Annotated in this window: 24 protein-coding genes; 12 read left to right on the top strand and 12 right to left on the bottom strand. The window is 43.5% G+C overall.

Features of this window, described 5'->3' with window-relative positions; translation table 11 throughout:
- Nucleotides 1–348: 348 nt before the first annotated feature.
- Nucleotides 349–492, top strand: coding sequence for a hypothetical protein (locus tag IM485_RS11230; RefSeq protein WP_287743077.1), 144 nt, complete (start codon nucleotides 349–351; stop codon nucleotides 490–492).
- 51 nt (nucleotides 493–543) lie between these two features.
- Here the strand turns inward: IM485_RS11230 and IM485_RS11225 are convergent, their stop codons facing one another.
- Together IM485_RS11225 and IM485_RS11220 are read right to left on the bottom strand one after the other, a co-directional pair.
- A complete protein-coding gene (locus tag IM485_RS11225; RefSeq protein ID WP_287743075.1) occupies nucleotides 544–2,931 on the bottom strand; it encodes an ATP-dependent Clp protease ATP-binding subunit in 2,388 nt (795 codons plus the stop codon).
- A gap of 254 nt (nucleotides 2,932–3,185) precedes the next feature.
- The gene (locus tag IM485_RS11220; protein WP_192575977.1) at nucleotides 3,186–3,479 is read right to left on the bottom strand and encodes a hypothetical protein; all 294 of its coding nucleotides are present in this window, start codon (nucleotides 3,477–3,479) and stop codon (nucleotides 3,186–3,188) included.
- 71 nt (nucleotides 3,480–3,550) lie between these two features.
- Here IM485_RS11220 and IM485_RS11215 point away from each other — a divergent pair, with 71 nt between their 5' ends.
- From IM485_RS11215 to IM485_RS11205, 3 genes are read left to right on the top strand one after another with little or no spacing between them, the layout of a single operon-like run.
- The gene (locus IM485_RS11215) at nucleotides 3,551–3,835 is read left to right on the top strand and encodes a helix-turn-helix domain-containing protein (RefSeq protein ID WP_104396185.1); all 285 of its coding nucleotides are present in this window, start codon (nucleotides 3,551–3,553) and stop codon (nucleotides 3,833–3,835) included.
- Nucleotides 3,836–3,864: 29 nt separating this feature from the next.
- Nucleotides 3,865–4,194 carry a DUF6883 domain-containing protein gene (locus tag IM485_RS11210; protein WP_002794896.1) on the top strand — a complete coding sequence of 110 codons (330 nt, stop codon included), beginning with the start codon at nucleotides 3,865–3,867 and terminating at the stop codon, nucleotides 4,192–4,194.
- A gap of 6 nt (nucleotides 4,195–4,200) precedes the next feature.
- Complete coding sequence (locus tag IM485_RS11205; RefSeq protein ID WP_002794897.1) at nucleotides 4,201–4,461, top strand: DUF4926 domain-containing protein; 261 nt, start codon at nucleotides 4,201–4,203, stop codon at nucleotides 4,459–4,461.
- A gap of 158 nt (nucleotides 4,462–4,619) precedes the next feature.
- Here the strand turns inward: IM485_RS11205 and IM485_RS11200 are convergent, their stop codons facing one another.
- Both IM485_RS11200 and IM485_RS11195 read right to left on the bottom strand, forming a co-directional pair.
- Entirely contained in the window at nucleotides 4,620–4,829 is a 210-nt protein-coding gene (locus IM485_RS11200) for a BrnA antitoxin family protein (RefSeq protein ID WP_238141924.1), read from the bottom strand.
- On the bottom strand, nucleotides 4,816–5,127 hold the full coding sequence (locus IM485_RS11195) for a BrnT family toxin (RefSeq protein ID WP_061430167.1): 312 nt from the start codon (nucleotides 5,125–5,127) through the stop codon (nucleotides 4,816–4,818). The genes IM485_RS11200 and IM485_RS11195 overlap by 14 nt, the downstream gene beginning before the upstream one ends.
- 642 nt (nucleotides 5,128–5,769) lie before the next feature.
- On the opposite strand from IM485_RS11195, the gene IM485_RS11190 reads away from it, so the two are divergent.
- Complete coding sequence (locus tag IM485_RS11190; RefSeq protein WP_238141920.1) at nucleotides 5,770–6,393, top strand: PEP-CTERM sorting domain-containing protein; 624 nt, start codon at nucleotides 5,770–5,772, stop codon at nucleotides 6,391–6,393.
- 154 nt (nucleotides 6,394–6,547) lie between these two features.
- On the opposite strand, the gene IM485_RS11185 is transcribed toward IM485_RS11190, so the two are convergent.
- The 3 genes from IM485_RS11185 to IM485_RS11175 all read right to left on the bottom strand — a co-directional run bounded on the left by IM485_RS11185 (nucleotide 6,548) and on the right by IM485_RS11175 (nucleotide 8,765).
- Nucleotides 6,548–6,736 (bottom strand): hypothetical protein, encoded by a 189-nt coding sequence (locus tag IM485_RS11185; protein WP_104396182.1) that lies wholly within the window; start codon nucleotides 6,734–6,736, stop codon nucleotides 6,548–6,550.
- Between the two features lie 72 nt (nucleotides 6,737–6,808).
- Nucleotides 6,809–7,720, bottom strand: a complete 912-nt coding sequence (locus tag IM485_RS11180; RefSeq protein ID WP_061430168.1) for a hypothetical protein — start codon at nucleotides 7,718–7,720, stop codon at nucleotides 6,809–6,811.
- Between the two features lie 91 nt (nucleotides 7,721–7,811).
- A complete protein-coding gene (locus tag IM485_RS11175) occupies nucleotides 7,812–8,765 on the bottom strand; it encodes a branched-chain amino acid ABC transporter permease (RefSeq protein WP_287743058.1) in 954 nt (317 codons plus the stop codon).
- A gap of 666 nt (nucleotides 8,766–9,431) precedes the next feature.
- Here IM485_RS11175 and IM485_RS11170 point away from each other — a divergent pair.
- Nucleotides 9,432–10,004 (top strand): manganese efflux pump MntP, encoded by a 573-nt coding sequence (locus tag IM485_RS11170; RefSeq protein ID WP_287743056.1) that lies wholly within the window; start codon nucleotides 9,432–9,434, stop codon nucleotides 10,002–10,004.
- 14 nt (nucleotides 10,005–10,018) lie between these two features.
- Here IM485_RS11170 and queC read toward each other — a convergent pair whose 3' ends face one another.
- The 5 genes from queC to IM485_RS11145 all read right to left on the bottom strand — a co-directional run bounded on the left by queC (nucleotide 10,019) and on the right by IM485_RS11145 (nucleotide 12,384).
- Complete coding sequence (queC, locus tag IM485_RS11165) at nucleotides 10,019–10,720, bottom strand: 7-cyano-7-deazaguanine synthase QueC (protein ID WP_287743053.1); 702 nt, start codon at nucleotides 10,718–10,720, stop codon at nucleotides 10,019–10,021.
- The gene (locus tag IM485_RS11160) at nucleotides 10,720–11,082 is read right to left on the bottom strand and encodes an aspartyl protease (RefSeq protein ID WP_104396178.1); all 363 of its coding nucleotides are present in this window, start codon (nucleotides 11,080–11,082) and stop codon (nucleotides 10,720–10,722) included. The genes queC and IM485_RS11160 overlap by 1 nt, the downstream gene beginning before the upstream one ends.
- Nucleotides 11,079–11,396: a hypothetical protein gene (locus IM485_RS11155; protein WP_002799114.1), complete on the bottom strand. Its 318-nt coding sequence runs from the start codon at nucleotides 11,394–11,396 to the stop codon at nucleotides 11,079–11,081. The genes IM485_RS11160 and IM485_RS11155 overlap by 4 nt, the downstream gene beginning before the upstream one ends.
- A gap of 16 nt (nucleotides 11,397–11,412) precedes the next feature.
- Complete coding sequence (locus tag IM485_RS11150; protein WP_170915473.1) at nucleotides 11,413–11,589, bottom strand: hypothetical protein; 177 nt, start codon at nucleotides 11,587–11,589, stop codon at nucleotides 11,413–11,415.
- 177 nt (nucleotides 11,590–11,766) lie between these two features.
- Nucleotides 11,767–12,384 (bottom strand): 7-carboxy-7-deazaguanine synthase QueE, encoded by a 618-nt coding sequence (locus tag IM485_RS11145; RefSeq protein ID WP_104396177.1) that lies wholly within the window; start codon nucleotides 12,382–12,384, stop codon nucleotides 11,767–11,769.
- Between IM485_RS11145 and IM485_RS11140 the strand changes: the two genes are divergently transcribed.
- The 6 genes from IM485_RS11140 (at nucleotide 12,361) to IM485_RS11115 (ending at nucleotide 14,968) form a co-directional block, all read left to right on the top strand.
- Nucleotides 12,361–12,918 (top strand): Ycf51 family protein, encoded by a 558-nt coding sequence (locus IM485_RS11140; protein ID WP_002781770.1) that lies wholly within the window; start codon nucleotides 12,361–12,363, stop codon nucleotides 12,916–12,918. The genes IM485_RS11145 and IM485_RS11140 overlap by 24 nt on opposite strands.
- 19 nt (nucleotides 12,919–12,937) lie before the next feature.
- Complete coding sequence (locus IM485_RS11135) at nucleotides 12,938–14,047, top strand: iron-containing alcohol dehydrogenase family protein (RefSeq protein ID WP_104396176.1); 1,110 nt, start codon at nucleotides 12,938–12,940, stop codon at nucleotides 14,045–14,047.
- A 171-nt stretch (nucleotides 14,048–14,218) separates the two neighbouring features.
- Complete coding sequence (locus IM485_RS11130; RefSeq protein ID WP_002750184.1) at nucleotides 14,219–14,428, top strand: type II toxin-antitoxin system HicB family antitoxin; 210 nt, start codon at nucleotides 14,219–14,221, stop codon at nucleotides 14,426–14,428.
- A 22-nt stretch (nucleotides 14,429–14,450) separates the two neighbouring features.
- On the top strand, nucleotides 14,451–14,525 hold the full coding sequence (locus tag IM485_RS11125; protein ID WP_223210750.1) for a type II toxin-antitoxin system HigB family toxin: 75 nt from the start codon (nucleotides 14,451–14,453) through the stop codon (nucleotides 14,523–14,525).
- 28 nt (nucleotides 14,526–14,553) lie between these two features.
- A complete protein-coding gene (locus IM485_RS11120) occupies nucleotides 14,554–14,775 on the top strand; it encodes a hypothetical protein (RefSeq protein WP_287743048.1) in 222 nt (73 codons plus the stop codon).
- Nucleotides 14,776–14,812: 37 nt separating this feature from the next.
- The gene (locus IM485_RS11115) at nucleotides 14,813–14,968 is read left to right on the top strand and encodes a hypothetical protein (RefSeq protein ID WP_287743045.1); all 156 of its coding nucleotides are present in this window, start codon (nucleotides 14,813–14,815) and stop codon (nucleotides 14,966–14,968) included.
- Nucleotides 14,969–15,115 lie beyond the last annotated feature (147 nt).

Below are 15,115 nucleotides of genomic sequence, written 5' to 3'. Positions count from 1 at the left end.
TAAAACAAAGCGAGGTTGATCAACTTTGGGGATGCCGATGCAGTGGATGGAATTGGTTTCATACCATATATTGGCGATTATAACAAGGGTTTTGCTGGTTGCATAGATTCAAATAAAAAATAATTTAAAGCTTGACCATAGAGTTAAGTCTATGTCTTGAGCCGCAAACACTATCTCCTGTCAAATTTTCAAGGGACAGCTTTACCGAGATGCACTCCCTTGTCTCAACTGTCCGGGAGAATTGTGCTGTAAGATATCCTCAGTTTCAATTGTTTAGGCTCGCAATCGTAGATGAGAATAAATTTCGGTAGCTTTTGCGGCAATCTCAGGAAATTAACGTTTAACTATATGAATTCTGGTAAAATTATCGCCATTATCACAGGAGCGATTTCGATTTTAATCGCCGTTGCCTATTTAATCCTAGTCCAGATTCTGGACTTTCGCACCGAGATGATTCCCGCTCCCCTAGAAGTTATTTTGCCTAGATTATAAAAATCGGGGTTGAAAAATTTTCAACCCCGGAAAAAGCAATTTTTGAGCGGATTAACCCACCGGTTGTAACTGTAATTGCGAGAGAATATCGCTCTGCTCGGAGCGCTGATGACTAGAGACTGTCACCACACCGTCCGCAGTTACATCTAATAGCGCATGGTCTCCAGAATTGACTTTTCCCGATAACATCGCGACCGCTAAACTATCCTCTAAGCGTCGAGTTAAAGCACGACGTAAAGGCCGCGCACCGTAGCTAGGATCATAACCCTCATTGATGACCAAATCCTTGAAAGCGGCGGTAACTTGCACAGAAATGCCTTTTTCTATCAATTGTTTGGCTAGATCTGCGATCAGAATATCGGCAATCTGGGTAACTTCTTCGCGAGTTAACTGTCGGAAAACAATGATTTCATCGAGACGGTTGAGAAATTCGGGACGGAAATATTGTTTTAACTCGTCTGTCACCCGATTAGAAATCTGTTGGTAACGCGATTGAGCAAAATCGTCAGCCATCTCGAATCCTAAGCTATTACCGCCCTTTTCGATGACTTTTGAGCCAATATTCGAGGTCATGATAATTAGGGTATTCTTAAAGTCCACCCGACGACCTTGGGAATCGGTCAAACGACCATCTTCTAACAGTTGCAGGAGAAGATTAAAAACATCGGGATGTGCTTTCTCGATTTCGTCAAACAAGACCACTCTATAGGGTTGACGACGCACTGCTTCCGTTAACTGACCGCCTTCATTGTAACCGATGTATCCGGGAGGCGCACCAATTAACTTAGAAACCGTGTGGGATTCCATAAATTCCGACATATCTAGGCGAATCATACTGGATTCCGAGCCAAAGAGTAACTTAGCTAAGGCTTTCGTTAATTCAGTTTTACCAACTCCCGTGGGACCGGCAAAAATAAACGAGGCAATCGGACGGTTAGGATTCTTTAAATTTACTCGCGCTCGACGAATAGCACGAGAAACGGCATTTACTGCCTCCTGTTGACCAATAATCCGCTCGTGCAGTTGAGATTCCAGATTTAAGAGCGATTCTGACTCAGTTTCAGTTAATTGGGTAACGGGAATACCAGTCCAAGCGGCGACAATTTGGGCGATTTCCTCCGCATCCACCACTGGAATTAAAGATTCGGGGTTAATTAGGGGTGATTCTTCGCTAACCTCTGCGGGACTTTTACTTTGCAGGGAATAGCGTAGATGGGTGCGGGATCCCGCTTCATCGAGAAGATCGATCGCTTTGTCCGGTAAAAAGCGATCATTGATATAGCGCGAGGATAGATGAACAGCAGCTTCGATCGCTTTTTGATCGTATTTTACCTGATGGAAATCCTCGTAGGTGGCTTTTAAACCGCGTAAAATCTCGATCGCCTGCTCTTTAGTTGGTTCTCCCACCATAACTGGCTGAAAACGTCTTTCTAGAGCCGCATCTCGCTCAATATGCTGTTTATACTCATCGAGAGTGGTGGCTCCTAAACACTGTAACTCCCCGCGAGCTAAAGCAGGTTTAAGCAGGTTAGAAGCATCCATAGCTCCCCCCATGCTACCAGCACCCACAAGAGTGTGAATTTCATCGATAAACAGGATAATACTGCCCGATTTGCGAACTTCCTCCACGATACCCTTTAAACGTTCCTCAAAATCGCCGCGAAAACGGGTTCCTGCCAGTAAAGACCCCATATCGAGGGCAATTACCTGTTTATCCCGCAAAAGTTCGGGAATATCGCCATTATGGATGCGTTGTGCTAACCCTTCAGCGATCGCTGTTTTGCCCACCCCCGGCTCACCCAGTAAAATCGGGTTACTTTTGGTACGACGGCCTAAAATTTGGACAACTCGCTCGATTTCTGGCTCTCTACCGATTACAGGGTCAATTTTGCCATTTTTGACCTCTTGGCTTAAATTGCGACCATATTGGGCTAAAATCCCGCCTTGGGGAGCATTTTTCTGGTCTTCATAGTCACTCTTGGCCGTGAAGCGACCACTAGCGACTTTTTCCCCGGCATTTTTAATTAAAAGGCCGCGAAGTTTGATCAAATCAACACCCTGCATAATTAAAATTTTAGCGGCTAGGGATTCGGGATCGCTGGTGATAGCGAGTAATAGATGTTCAGGTGCGATCGCCTGTTCCCCTAATTGTCGAGCTTCCTGAAATGCTTGCTCGAACATCTTTTTCGCTTTCGGGGTAAAAGGGATATTAACGGGACTGTAACCGCTGCCACGACCGGTCATTCCTTCAATCAGGCGGCGACTTTCGTGCAGGGTAACTTTTAAATCCTTGAGAATCAAGGCTGCGGTGGCGGTGGCTTCTCCTATCAATCCTAAGAGCAAATGCTCCGTACCGACGACACTGTGACCGGTACGACGGGCTTCCTCTTGGGCGAACATCACCGCTTTGATAGCTTTCTGGTTAAAGTATTCAAACATGATCGACGGCTTCCTGGCTACTGGGCTTTACTTGTTACTGTAACGTTTTCTTTACATTAGCCGGAAGGGGGATATCCGTATCAGCAGGGTGGGTTAGGGGACAGGAGTAGGGAGTAGGGGCAATTCATGAATTATGAATTATGAAGTGGGGTGATGGGGGAGTGGGGAGACCACTTCGTGCGCGTTGCGGGGGGAGGTGGGGAGACCACTTCGTGCGCCTTGCGGGGGGAGATGATCGTAACGAATTTGCAGGTTCAGCCGGAAATATGGGGAAACTTGCCAATATTTCGCCAATCGAAGGGCGGTACTCCCAGTGATTTCCGGGCGACCGTTGACGATCTCGTTAATCCGATTGATGTACCATATAACTGAGAAGGTAAGGATTGAAAAGGCTGCCAGCCAAGTTTTTTCGAGCCGAAGGTGGGTCGGAGCCAGTCAAAGATTGGTGGAAAACCCTCGGCCGTGAAGATTGCCGGATTATTGGCAGCGATATCAAGGACGTAGAGTTTAGCTTTCCCATCGGCTGCCCCTGTGCCGTTCACTTTCATCAAGAAGTCCCAAAAAAACCCAAAACAGGAAATCGATTTAGCTCTCAATCGTAAGAAGGAACAGGAAAAATATGACCGCTAACCCCCATACTGGCTCCGATTTCGATGATTTTCTCAAAGAAGAAGGTCTTGACGAGGACTGTAGTGCGGTGGCACTCAAACGGGTACGGTTGCGGCAGTTGGCTGAGGAGATGAAACGGCTCTCTCTGACCAAAACGGAGATGGCGGCGCGGATGCAGACCAGTCGGGCGCAACTTGACCGCCTCCTCGACCCCGAAAAGACGGGCGTTTCCCTCGATACTATCCAACGGGCGGCTTCTGTGGTGGGCCGCCAATTGCGAATCGAGTTGCTCTGAGGGAAGTCAGAAAGTTCGGAGTGCCGCAGATGAAATTACCCAACGGGGAACTGGCAGAAATCTCGATGGAAAAACTGATTGGCTATTGCTTAAATCCAGAACATTCCAGAGGAAAAAATAAAGCCAGAGTCTTTCGCTCTCGTCTGGGAATAACTGCCGAGAACGCTGAGGTTTTGCGATCGCTTATCTCACAGGCTGCCCTGGAGGGGGAAGTTGTGCAACAAGCGGTCACGGAATTCGGCCAGCAGTTTAAAGTGGATTGGACGATACCAGAACGGGAAGGAACACAACTGCGAACTATCTGGGAAATCAGCTTAATTAATCCCAACCCTCGTCTAATTTCTGCCTTTATCAAGTGAAGTACCATGAAAGACATCAAACTTTTAGATACGGTTGCCATCCTCAACTCCGTCCCTCGGGAGCGATTGACTTTGGTTGAGCCAGATTATGAGGCTGTCCCCAGCTTGCCAAGCGGACAGGTGGGAACAGTGGTTGAGGTGTATGAAAAAGGTTCGCGCTATCAATATTTAGTGGAATTTTCTGACAGTCAGGGGCGGGAATATGCGATGGCTATTCTGCCAGGCGATGAGCTTCTGGTCTTGCATTATGAACTGGAGGCGGCGTAAATTCTGCTTAAGGGAAAACACTTATAGCGGTAAGCGCTTGAGTGAGATACAAACCAAGCTTTGCCTAGCATGGTTTATAGCTCGTGAAACTGTACCTCATACGACTGCACACCGCTATATGGCTCAAGTAAAAGTTTTCTATGAACCGGAAATCGCACTTAACAATTATGTTCTATCATATATTTTTTTAGTACGGCATTAATTAAAGTCTGATATTTTTTGGGAAATTGCTGTTTATACCAAGCAACAACTGAGGGTTCAAGCTGCAGAGTTACAGGAACTTTTAGAGGAGAATTAACAGTAGCTTCTTGCCAAAATTCGGCATCAGTAGCAGGTACATCTGAATAATCTATATCAGAATCTTTCATCTGACCAAGGATATTTAATTGTTCCTCTCTCGACATACTCATAATAAATTCCCCTTTCCTCTGCATTAGCGCGTCTTGTAGATATAAGCCGTATTTTCTGTTCTCGTAGAGTGTACACTGCAACTAGGACAAATTCTCCTAAAAGTCCCAAAGCGATTAATCTTTCTTCGCCGTAGTCTCTGCGATTATCAGGTTTTGATATCCAGACTCCTGAAAAGATTTCCTTGGCAAAATTAAAGTCGATCCCGTGTTTTTCAATATTGATGTTGTTCTTTTGGTCATCCCACTCGAACTCCATCTTTTGACTCTAACTCCATAAACTAAGAAATTATACTGCGATCGCAAGCGATGTATAATACACCCTCCCAACTACCAAGATAACCTCTAAGTCTAGAAATCATGCCTACCGGGGAGATGCAAGACTTAACAACAGTTAATAAATAATTACCTAACAATGTTAGCGAAATTTTGAACCCTATTACCGAATCTGACACACCGCGCCACAATCCCTCACGGAAGGCGATAGGTCGCTTGAGAAGCAGTAAAACAGGGGAAAATACCTGAAACTCTTTCCCCTGTGAATCCCTAATGGGACTTAGGTATTTTCGGGCAGCAAAAAAGGCTCAAACCATTACGGGACAAAGGGTTAACCTCAATTTATGATTTTCCTTGATATATCTGGGTTTCAGCGATTTTGGGCTTCTCGAAGTAAATCCCAAGCGGGGATTGGAGTTGAAGCTTTTATCGATTTGTTTTTTGTCTAAGTCCCACTAAGCGAGGGAGAAGAATATAAAGATTTATTAAATTGTAGCTTTTGCTACAGTTGTGGGGGGGGGAGTGTGTATGCTTCTGCTATCTCCCTTTGGTGTTGGGTTGTAAGCAAGCACCACAAACCATCCCCCACTTGTTTGATACATAAAGTTTTTCTGGAGGAAATCTCATGAGTATATCTAACTTATTAGAGAAGTTAGCTCTGCTTGGAAGTGCTACGATAATTAGTACCATTGGTGTTCAGTTTAATGCTCAAGCTGACATTTTGGGTCAACATATTTTTGAAGATACTCCCAGTTTTTTTCGTGCAGATGTTTTCTTAAATTCAACTGCCAGCCCATTAAGTACATGGTTTGTTACTGGAAAACATTGGCAATTTAAGGTAACTGAAGGGTCTGGTGTAATTAATGTTCCTAAGGGTCAAGCAGACGGAGCTAATTTAACAATATCAGAAATTATTCATAAAATAGCACCTCATAGGGAACCTCAAAATCAGTGGCCTGTACAATTCTCTTTTGTTCGTTTGCCTTCGTCTCAACTTTCATTCCTAGCAGTAGATCCTCATGAACCTACGTCCCACCTCGATTTAGGTGTCTTTAATTATGGACAGGGTACAACAACTGAAGCTCCTGCAACAACACAATATGTCTTAAAAGCTACTTTGGTTCATGTCCCCGAACCCACCTCAACTCTCAGCCTCCTCGCCCTCGGCACACTAGGCGCAGCTTCAACCCTCAAACGCAAACTGAAGCCCTCTAAATCCACCGGAAAAGAAACCACAAAAGTTGGCTAAATTGCTTCTAAAAATACCATAAATGCCCCCTTGATTCAGTCAGTTGAAGGGGTATTTTTTACATAACTCTCTCAATTTCCATAATTTCAAGGAGGATGGTTTATCCTTTCATCCGATATCTGCTACAATAGAGATACAGGAAATAAAATTTTTATCAGTAGGGTGGAAGTGGCGGTAAAACTCGTAGGTTGGGTTGACGCAAGGAAACCCAACAACTTCCCGGAATATTTTCACAATCTTGGTTGGGTTTCGCCTTTTGAGCCGATTGGTAATACCTGCTCAATAATAATAGCTCAATCCAACCCACGGCTAGAGCGTCTGAGGGAATGCTAGATTTGACCATGACAGTAACTCAGCAGACAAACTACCATCAGGATTTTGGCATGAAAATTCATGGCTTGAGCGGACTAAAACTTTAATCTTTTCTCAATCTTTCTAACAGTTCAGAGCGGGATAAATTCACTAAAGAAAGAAGTAACCCGGTGCGTTCTGAGATGGGAAGTTGGGCAATCTGTTCAACTAGACCAGACAATTCCGAATCTAGGGTTCCAAACCGCCCTTCCAGAAGACTAGCTATCAGCGAGAGTTGTCCCTCTAAAGTGCCTTCCTGTTTTCCTTCTATTTTCCAATCTTCTCGCTGTTTTAGATAGGCTGGTGATAGGTTCATGATGTCCTCCTGTTCCTCGCTACTTAAATTATCTCTCAATTCCAAATTCTTACGCCAGTTGGCTAGAATTTCTAACAAATTTTCTTTAAAAGAGTTATCTTCTGGCAATTGAACTAACTCTTCTACGGCTCTTTTTTGTGTTTCTCCTTTTCCTAAAACCCTCAACCATAAAGTGTCTTCACTCACTGGTAACTGGTGGATGGCAACGATTGCCACTTTGAGGAAGTCAGCTAAAAAGTAAACCCCTTTTAACCAATTCCTCTCATCGCTGTCAGCCCTGAATCCTTGAATCATTCTAGCTGAAAAGGTGGGGGTGAGAATCCATAAAACTGGCAATTCTGCGACCGTCAGAGTTTTGTTTGCCCGTTTCGCCTTTCTTAACAGGTCATTATGAACAGTATATAACTTTGATATACAACTGCGAATCTCTATTTCTGAGGGCGGGTTACGGAAAGGTTCAAACAAACAGGAAGTCGCCGCCATTTTTCCGAGTAAACCTAAAGGGAGTTCGGTCCTTGATGGTGAACTGGCCGGTTCAAACCAGACATCTATTTCTTGAACCTCACTTTTCACTTTCTTACTCTTTTTTATGGTTCCTAGAGGCGCTAACAGTTCCTCTAAATATTCCTTGGCAAATTGGTCGTGAATTTGGCGGGTCATTCTCGGAGATGACTGAGAATATAAAGGGGTATAAACTATCCTATTATATCATTAATTAAAAAGGAATCCAATCGACAACATTGATCCATAACTAGGAATCAAATTGACTAAGAGAGGAACGTCTTTTAAAAGGCATTATTTTTTTGATTAATTCAGGTGTAATTAAGCCTTGGGGATAAAAAATCGTTCCCAAAACGATTAAAATTCCAAAGATAATCAAACGACCATCGCGCAAGAAATTACCCAACCAAATTGGTAAACCATTCACGCCACCGAGGGCGCGTAAAACTTCGGGCAAAGCAGTTAAAACAATGCCTCCCACCACCGGCCCGACAAAAGTTCTGGAACCACCAATTAAAACGAAAGCCAAGAAAATAATACTGGCATCAAAAGTTCCTTGACGGGAATTCCATGTATTGAGAAAATGGGCGCTTACCGCTCCCACCACTGCCGCTAAAACTGCCCCGAAAGTGAAGGATAAAACTTTGTGATAGGTGGGATTAATTCCCATGGCCGCGGCCGCCAATTCATCGGCACGAATGGCATTAAATGCCCGACCAATTTTGATGTTTTCTAACCGGTAGAGAAACAGCATAGTTAGGAATAAGAGGGGCAAGGCCAGCCAAAGGTAGGCTAATTGAGTAGTGAAGGGTTGGGGAATGGCGAAAATACCAACCGCACCGCCGGTTATCTCGAGATTAAGGGCAATAATTCTCAAAATTTCTACCCAGGCGATCGTGGCAATAGCTAAATAAATACCTCGCAAACGGAGAACAGGAATACCTAAAACTATGGCTAATATTCCCGAAATAATGCCAGCAATTAACATTTCTAAAAATACCAAAGCCAGGGGATAATTGCTACCAGTATTAGTAAAAACTTTCGTGGAAAGAATGGCAGCCACATAACCACCTAAAGCATAAAAACCGGGGGTTGCTAAGGATAATTGACCAGCCATTAAGGGCAGATAAATTGAAATGCCTAAGATGGACCCAAAGATCATTGAAACAATTAAAAAACCATAGGTGTTAAAAAAATCAGCCATATTTTCGGTGAGCGGTTATTGGGGGCTTAAGTTAGGGGAGTCAATTAGCTAATTTTATCACCGTTCTCTCCCACCTCATTCTCCAGTAATTCTCGAAATTATCATAATTTTTTACTTGGCACTTTCCCTATATGGTAGCGTTCGCCACCTTAAAGGCAGACGGGATGATCGATGATGGGAAAAAGTATCTTCCTTAACTGTGTCTGGGAAAAAATTCGGGGGAATTTATGAAACAGCAGCATTGGTTAGTTAACTCCGAAAACCGGTTAGTCGCACTCCTACGGCTGAATTTCCTGATAAAATCGCAGTAGCGGCTGAAAAAGTCCTAGAAGCTGAGGATATTATCAGTTTTACCCCAGAAGCAATCCATCAGGTACAGGCGATCGGTGAGGAACCAGTAATATGCTTTTAAACGTTTTCCATTCGATCCTCTCACTAATTAAGTAGCTGGTTATAATTAAATTAAAAATGGATTTTAGGTTCGATCCCCCCTGCCCCCCTTGATAAGGGGGGTACCGATAGGTGGGGGTATCTGACAACTTTTAACGCCTACCTACTTAGGTTAGAGAAATGATAGATAAATGAGAGGATCATGAGAGAAATATGAAAGTTTTCTGGGGAAAAATTAGTTAAGATAGGGGGAAATTAAAGGATAAACAACTATAGATGTTTACTTCAGTCGAACTTTTGACCATTTCTTTTGTAGCCGTGGGATTAGCCGCCGATGCTGTGGCTGTTTCTCTGACCAGTGGCCTGATGATTCGTCATATTCATGTTAATAAGGCTTTGAAAATTGCTTTGTTTTTTGGGGGATTTCAAGCGATTATGCCGATGATCGGTTGGGGGATCGGCCTAACCTGTCGCGATTTCCTCGCCTCTTTTGACCATTGGATCGCTTTTATTATTTTAGGGGCGATCGGCAGTAAAATGATCTACGAAGCTGTTCAAAATGATGACGAGGAAAAAAAATTTAATCCTCTAGATTCCTATACTTTAATCGGATTAGCGATCGCTACTAGCATCGATGCTTTAGTAGTTGGTTTGGGTCTATCGATGATTAAAACTCCCTTACTTTTAGCTTGCACTGTTATCGGTTCTATTACCTTTGCTTTATGTTTTATAGCTGTTTTTATCGGGCATAAATTCGGTAATTTATTTAGTCAAAAGGTGGAAATTCTCGGCGGTTTAGTTTTAATATTAATCGGCAGTAAAATCCTCATTGAACATTTAATCGCCTAGATTATCCCCATTTTTCACAATCGGCCTCCTTTTCCTGACTGTTTCAAGAAGGAAGTAGCTAATTCGGGATAACCAGCCTCAATTAAAGCCTGATCTCTGATGCGACAGGAATCGCATAAACCGCAGGGTTCAACTTCTCCTTGATAACAAGACCAAGTATCAGCGATGGGAACCCCCAAACTAACAGCACGCCGGACGATATCTACCTTACTATCCATCACCAAAGGGGCAATTAATTGGGGTGCTTTCCCTTCTAAACCCGCTTTCGATGATAAATTAGCTAAAGTTTGAAAGGCCTCTAAATACTCGGGACGACAATCGGGATAACCGGAATAATCCACCGCATTAATTCCTAAATATATCGCCTCCGCTTCCCTTGCTTCCGCTAAAGAAAGAGCGATCGAAATAAAAACTGTATTTCTCCCCGGCACATAGGTAATCGGGATAATATTCGGGTTAATTCCCTCTTGGGGAATAGCAATAGATTGATCCGTTAAAGCGGAACCTCCCCACAAAGATAGATTGACTTCGATCAGATGATGTTCTTTAATTTCGAGGAAATTAGCAATTTTTTTCGCCGCTGCTAATTCCCGCTCGTGTCTTTGTCCATAACGAAAGGAAAGGGCAATTAATTGATAACCAGCCGCTAAAGCGATCGCTGCTGTTGTCGCTGAATCTAATCCCCCAGAAAGTAAAATAATCGCCTTTTTTGTCATTATCCTAATGTCACCTGTGTTTGTTGATAATTAGCTACTAAGATAAATTGTTTTAGCCACCGCGAACCTAACAAAATCTCCTTAATTGCCTCCCCTGCAAAAACGGGAATTTCGTATTCCTGACCATCAATTCTTACTCTGCCTAAATATATATCAAAAAATGCTTCTCCTTGAGCGGTTATCAATTTATTTTGTCGCAAAAAACGCCAATCAAGACTGTCAGCATCTTGACTATTTATGGCTAAAAACTCGGTAAAACCCGTATCCAGAATGACTTCTGTGGGTAGAATCAATCCATCATCGCCAACTAAATCGATATCAAAATAAATTTGTCCTTTGGTTCCAAATCTCCCTTCAATCATATTCTGCCACTAACTCCAGTTTCATTAATGCCAAAGATGTGATGAATTTTGTCGGGATATTTTGCCCTTGCTTTTTTACTGGCCACTTCTTGATCGGGATCGATAAAATAATCGCCGCTATCGGGTTCGATCGCAATGTACCAACCATAATAATGTTTCATTAACCGGGGCTGTAAACTCTGAAAAATCGGCCAACAACGATGATAAAATTCTAATTGTCGGGCGCGATGTTTGGCCTTTTCTTCCTCTGTAGATTGCATCTCTGGAAAAACTCGACCACGACGCACTACTCGTTCAGAATTGTTGTTAGACATAGTATTTAACCTCTTGTTAGTCAATTAGAGTTTGGGAATTATGAATTATGAATTGGGGATTGGGGAGAATAAATAAAAAGTAATCTCCTGACTTGAAAGAGGGTGTAGGGTGTAGGGTGTAGGGTGTGGGGTGTGGGGTGTGGGGTGTAGGGAAGGAAACCTCTTTCATCTCTGGGGGTGAAAATTTTTTCATCGAGACTGACTCCTGATAACTGACTCCTGATAACTGACTCCTGATAACTGACTCCTGATAACTGACTCCTGATAACTGACTCCTGATAACTGACTCCTGATAACTGACTCCTGATAACTGATAACTGACTCCTGATAACTGATAACTGATAACTGATAACTGATAACTGATAACTGACTAGCGGACTCCTAAAAACTTATGGGTTTGGAGACTGAGACGCCATTGGGGATGCCGGAGAACATAATTAAAGACTAACTCTTTGCTTTCCACTGTATTCCATTCGGGTTGTAGATATTTAATCACCCCTTCCGATAACTTACTTTCCTGCATAGCTGCCCATTCTAAATCCTCTGGATTAGCCACGACAATTTTTAACTCATTTACCCGTGTATAAATACTAGGATCGGGCATTTTATAAGTTTTAGGAGAAAAAGTCACCCAATCGAAAACCCCAGTAAAAGGATGAGCGCCAGAAGTTTCTAAATGTACCCGTAAACCCTGATTTTTTAATTCCTTGGTCAAAGGATCAAGATTATGCATTAAAGGTTCACCCCCGGTAATCACCACCATAGCGGGGTTAGCCCCTTTTGCCATCTCTACCAATTCCCCCAGGGATTTTTGGGGATAACGGTGGGCATTCCAAGACTCTTTTTGGTCGCACCAAGGACAATAGACATCGCAACCTCCCAAACGGAGGAAAAAAGCATTGCTTCCCGTCCAAAAGCCTTCGCCCTGGACAGAATGGAAAGTTTCGACAACAGGATAGGTACAATGGTTTATGCTAACCGTTTTCATAGAATCAGTATTATAGAAAATATGGACATTCCCCTGAACTTTGCCAAATACACCCAATGGTCCGGTATTGCCACGCTGGTTTTTTTGGTACTCACGATTATCGCTTTTCTCGTCGGTTGGGGAATCCGCTTTCGTCTCGTCGGTGTCACTAGCTTTATGGCCGTGTTGACGGTGGGGATTTTCGGTCTTGGGTTAGGATTATTTACCCGTACCGAAATTCCGGGAGCGGTGAGATTCTCCCTTGTCTATGATAACGGAGCTAATCAAGCTGTTATCTCCCTGCCCAATACTGTTACTCCCGAGCAGGTGGAAGCAACCCTAAAACAAGCCGCTAGTGACTTGTTTTCCTCCGGTCGCGCCGGTGCTGGCGGTAATAATCAATTTATCATTAGCGCTCGCACTCTTGTTCACCCTCAGCCCGGTTTATCTGCTCCTTTGTACCTGGGACAGATTAAAAAATCCTTCTCCGCCCCGGGGGATAATACTCCTGAACTACAGCTTTTTCCCGAAAGTTTCGCTAAAATTAGCCAATAATCCTTGAGGTTGTCAAAAAATGTCCAATGCTGTCGCTGTTTTGCCCCTGTTAATCGCCCCCGCACAAGTGATTCGGGGTGACAATGCCCTAGAAGAATCCACCGGCAAGTTAGCGGATTTGGGCAAATGTCCCCTGGTGGTGGGCGGCGATCGCAATCTAGCTTTTTTGTCATCTCCCCTGAAAAATCTCACTCCTAGCTATCACAGTTACGCCCCCGATTGTTCGGAAAATTCCCTAGCATATTTAAAGGCATCTGTCAAGAGTCATGAGGCAGATTTTATCATCGGTGTGGGTGGCGGCAAGGCCCTCGATACGGCCAAATTACTCGCCCATCAGTGCCATTTGCCGATCGCCACGATTCCCACCTCCGCCGCTACCTGTGCCGCTTGGACAGCCCTATCTAACGTCTATTCTGACGCGGGGGCGTTTCTTTACGATCTGTCCCTAGCCCGTTGTCCGGATTTATTAATTCTCGATTACGGTATTATCCAAACTGCCCCGAAAAGAACCTTAATCGCTGGTATTGGCGATGCGATCGCTAAATGGTACGAAGCTTCCGTCAGTAGCGGTCATTCCACAGAAACCCTGATCATTGCCGCTGTCCAACAGGCCCGGGTTTTGCGGGATATCCTTTTCCAAAAATCCCCGGCAGCTCTGGAAAATATCGGCGGGGAGGACTGGAAACAGGTGGTAGATGCCACCGTTTTATTAGCCGGAGTAATTGGTGGTTTAGGGGGTGCTAATTGTCGTACCGTGGCCGCCCATGCAATTCATAATGGTTTAACCCATATTCCCGCTTGCCATCATGCCCTGCACGGGGAAAAGGTCGCCTACGGCATCCTCGCCCAATTGCGTCTAGAGGAAATAGTTTTGGGCAATCAATTGGCAGTATCGGCCCGGGGACAACTAATCCAGTTTTATGAACAAATTGGTTTACCGAAATCCCTAGAGGATTTAGGATTAAGAGATGTTTCCCTTGCCCAATTGCGCCACGCGGCCGCAATTGCCTGTCAGCCTAATTCGGACATTCATCGTCTGCCTTTTACGGTTTCCCCCGAACAAGTCATGGCGGCCATGGTTTCTACTACCACTGCCGATACAATCGGGCAGAAAGTTAAAGCTAATTAACGGGAATATTTTCGGGACTTATGGCTTTATCTGCTGCGGGTGAGTAGTGATTTTATTGTAGTGGTGATAGCTCAAACCTTTGCTTTGTTGGTCGAAATCCAGCGTTGATGTTCCTATTGGGACTCTTAAAAATATATGGCGACAAGCTCAAATTGAGGAGGACAAAATATAATGCGATATGCAGTTGTTATTGAAAAAGGAGAAAATAGCTACGGTGCTTATGTTCCCGATCTTCCCGGATGTGTTGCGGTTGCAGAAACATTAGAAGAAGTTAAACAATTAATTGCTGAGGCAATAATTTTTCATTTGGAAGGCTTAAAAGAAGATGGATTAACTGTTCCTGAATCAGTGTCGATCTGTGAGTATGTAGATGTAGCTTAGGGGGTTCCAAGGTGGAAATAAGATTAGACTCATAGCGGCGATTCATTACAAGCGACAAAAAATTTATATTCGAGAAGTTTTAACTCATGCTGAATAGGACAAAAATAAATGGAAGGAGTAAAAAAATGCCGACGATAGATATAGAGAAAACACGGCAAGCTTGGACAAACTTAAAGCAAATACTCTTTATCCCTCGCAATGAATCAGAATATGAACAATTAGTAATTATGTTAGATAATTTGATAGATGAAATAGGAGAAAATGAAAATAATCCTCTTGCTTCTTTAATGGAAATTTTGGGAATATTAATAAAAAATTATGAACAGGAAAATGTTCCCGAATTATAAATGGTAGGGGTGGTGCATTCCCAAATATTGGTTAACCTTGAAATTGTCATGTTTTCAGGGAACACACCCTAGGGAAGAATGCGATCGCCCGGCAAGAAAATATCCTTACCCTCCTGATCGCCTACGAAACCGCCAGCGATCGGGAACAGGCGATCGCCGCTCCCCTGCAATCTTAACGAGTAATTTATACTAAATCCAGTTATAGCACTTCTTGGAGCTATAAGGTACAATGAAAAGCAAATAGACAAATAATAGAAATCGCCAGCTTCCTATGAGACCCTATTCCGTAGATTTTCGCCAAAAAATTATCGATGTCTGGAAGAAAGAAAAAATTTCTATT

This window comes from Microcystis sp. M169S2 (assembly GCF_020245865.1).
Taxonomy (GTDB): Bacteria; Cyanobacteriota; Cyanobacteriia; order Cyanobacteriales; family Microcystaceae; genus Microcystis; species Microcystis ichthyoblabe_A.
The sequence above is the reverse complement of the archived record's forward strand: the minus strand, read 5'-3'. Positions and strand labels throughout refer to the sequence as shown.

Coding starts and splice junctions, on each gene's coding strand:
- IM485_RS11230 (WP_287743077.1), top strand. CDS start 349: ATGAATTCTGGTAAAATTATCGCCATTATCACAGGAGCGATTTCGATT.
- IM485_RS11225 (WP_287743075.1), bottom strand. CDS start 2,931: ATGTTTGAATACTTTAACCAGAAAGCTATCAAAGCGGTGATGTTCGCC.
- IM485_RS11220 (WP_192575977.1), bottom strand. CDS start 3,479: ATGAAAGTGAACGGCACAGGGGCAGCCGATGGGAAAGCTAAACTCTAC.
- IM485_RS11215 (WP_104396185.1), top strand. CDS start 3,551: ATGACCGCTAACCCCCATACTGGCTCCGATTTCGATGATTTTCTCAAA.
- IM485_RS11210 (WP_002794896.1), top strand. CDS start 3,865: ATGAAATTACCCAACGGGGAACTGGCAGAAATCTCGATGGAAAAACTG.
- IM485_RS11205 (WP_002794897.1), top strand. CDS start 4,201: ATGAAAGACATCAAACTTTTAGATACGGTTGCCATCCTCAACTCCGTC.
- IM485_RS11200 (WP_238141924.1), bottom strand. CDS start 4,829: ATGAAAGATTCTGATATAGATTATTCAGATGTACCTGCTACTGATGCC.
- IM485_RS11195 (WP_061430167.1), bottom strand. CDS start 5,127: ATGGAGTTCGAGTGGGATGACCAAAAGAACAACATCAATATTGAAAAA.
- IM485_RS11190 (WP_238141920.1), top strand. CDS start 5,770: ATGAGTATATCTAACTTATTAGAGAAGTTAGCTCTGCTTGGAAGTGCT.
- IM485_RS11185 (WP_104396182.1), bottom strand. CDS start 6,736: ATGGTCAAATCTAGCATTCCCTCAGACGCTCTAGCCGTGGGTTGGATT.
- IM485_RS11180 (WP_061430168.1), bottom strand. CDS start 7,720: ATGACCCGCCAAATTCACGACCAATTTGCCAAGGAATATTTAGAGGAA.
- IM485_RS11175 (WP_287743058.1), bottom strand. CDS start 8,765: ATGGCTGATTTTTTTAACACCTATGGTTTTTTAATTGTTTCAATGATC.
- IM485_RS11170 (WP_287743056.1), top strand. CDS start 9,432: ATGTTTACTTCAGTCGAACTTTTGACCATTTCTTTTGTAGCCGTGGGA.
- queC (WP_287743053.1), bottom strand. CDS start 10,720: ATGACAAAAAAGGCGATTATTTTACTTTCTGGGGGATTAGATTCAGCG.
- IM485_RS11160 (WP_104396178.1), bottom strand. CDS start 11,082: ATGATTGAAGGGAGATTTGGAACCAAAGGACAAATTTATTTTGATATC.
- IM485_RS11155 (WP_002799114.1), bottom strand. CDS start 11,396: ATGTCTAACAACAATTCTGAACGAGTAGTGCGTCGTGGTCGAGTTTTT.
- IM485_RS11150 (WP_170915473.1), bottom strand. CDS start 11,589: ATGAAAAAATTTTCACCCCCAGAGATGAAAGAGGTTTCCTTCCCTACA.
- IM485_RS11140 (WP_002781770.1), top strand. CDS start 12,361: ATGGTTTATGCTAACCGTTTTCATAGAATCAGTATTATAGAAAATATG.
- IM485_RS11145 (WP_104396177.1), bottom strand. CDS start 12,384: ATGAAAACGGTTAGCATAAACCATTGTACCTATCCTGTTGTCGAAACT.
- IM485_RS11135 (WP_104396176.1), top strand. CDS start 12,938: ATGTCCAATGCTGTCGCTGTTTTGCCCCTGTTAATCGCCCCCGCACAA.
- IM485_RS11130 (WP_002750184.1), top strand. CDS start 14,219: ATGCGATATGCAGTTGTTATTGAAAAAGGAGAAAATAGCTACGGTGCT.
- IM485_RS11120 (WP_287743048.1), top strand. CDS start 14,554: ATGCCGACGATAGATATAGAGAAAACACGGCAAGCTTGGACAAACTTA.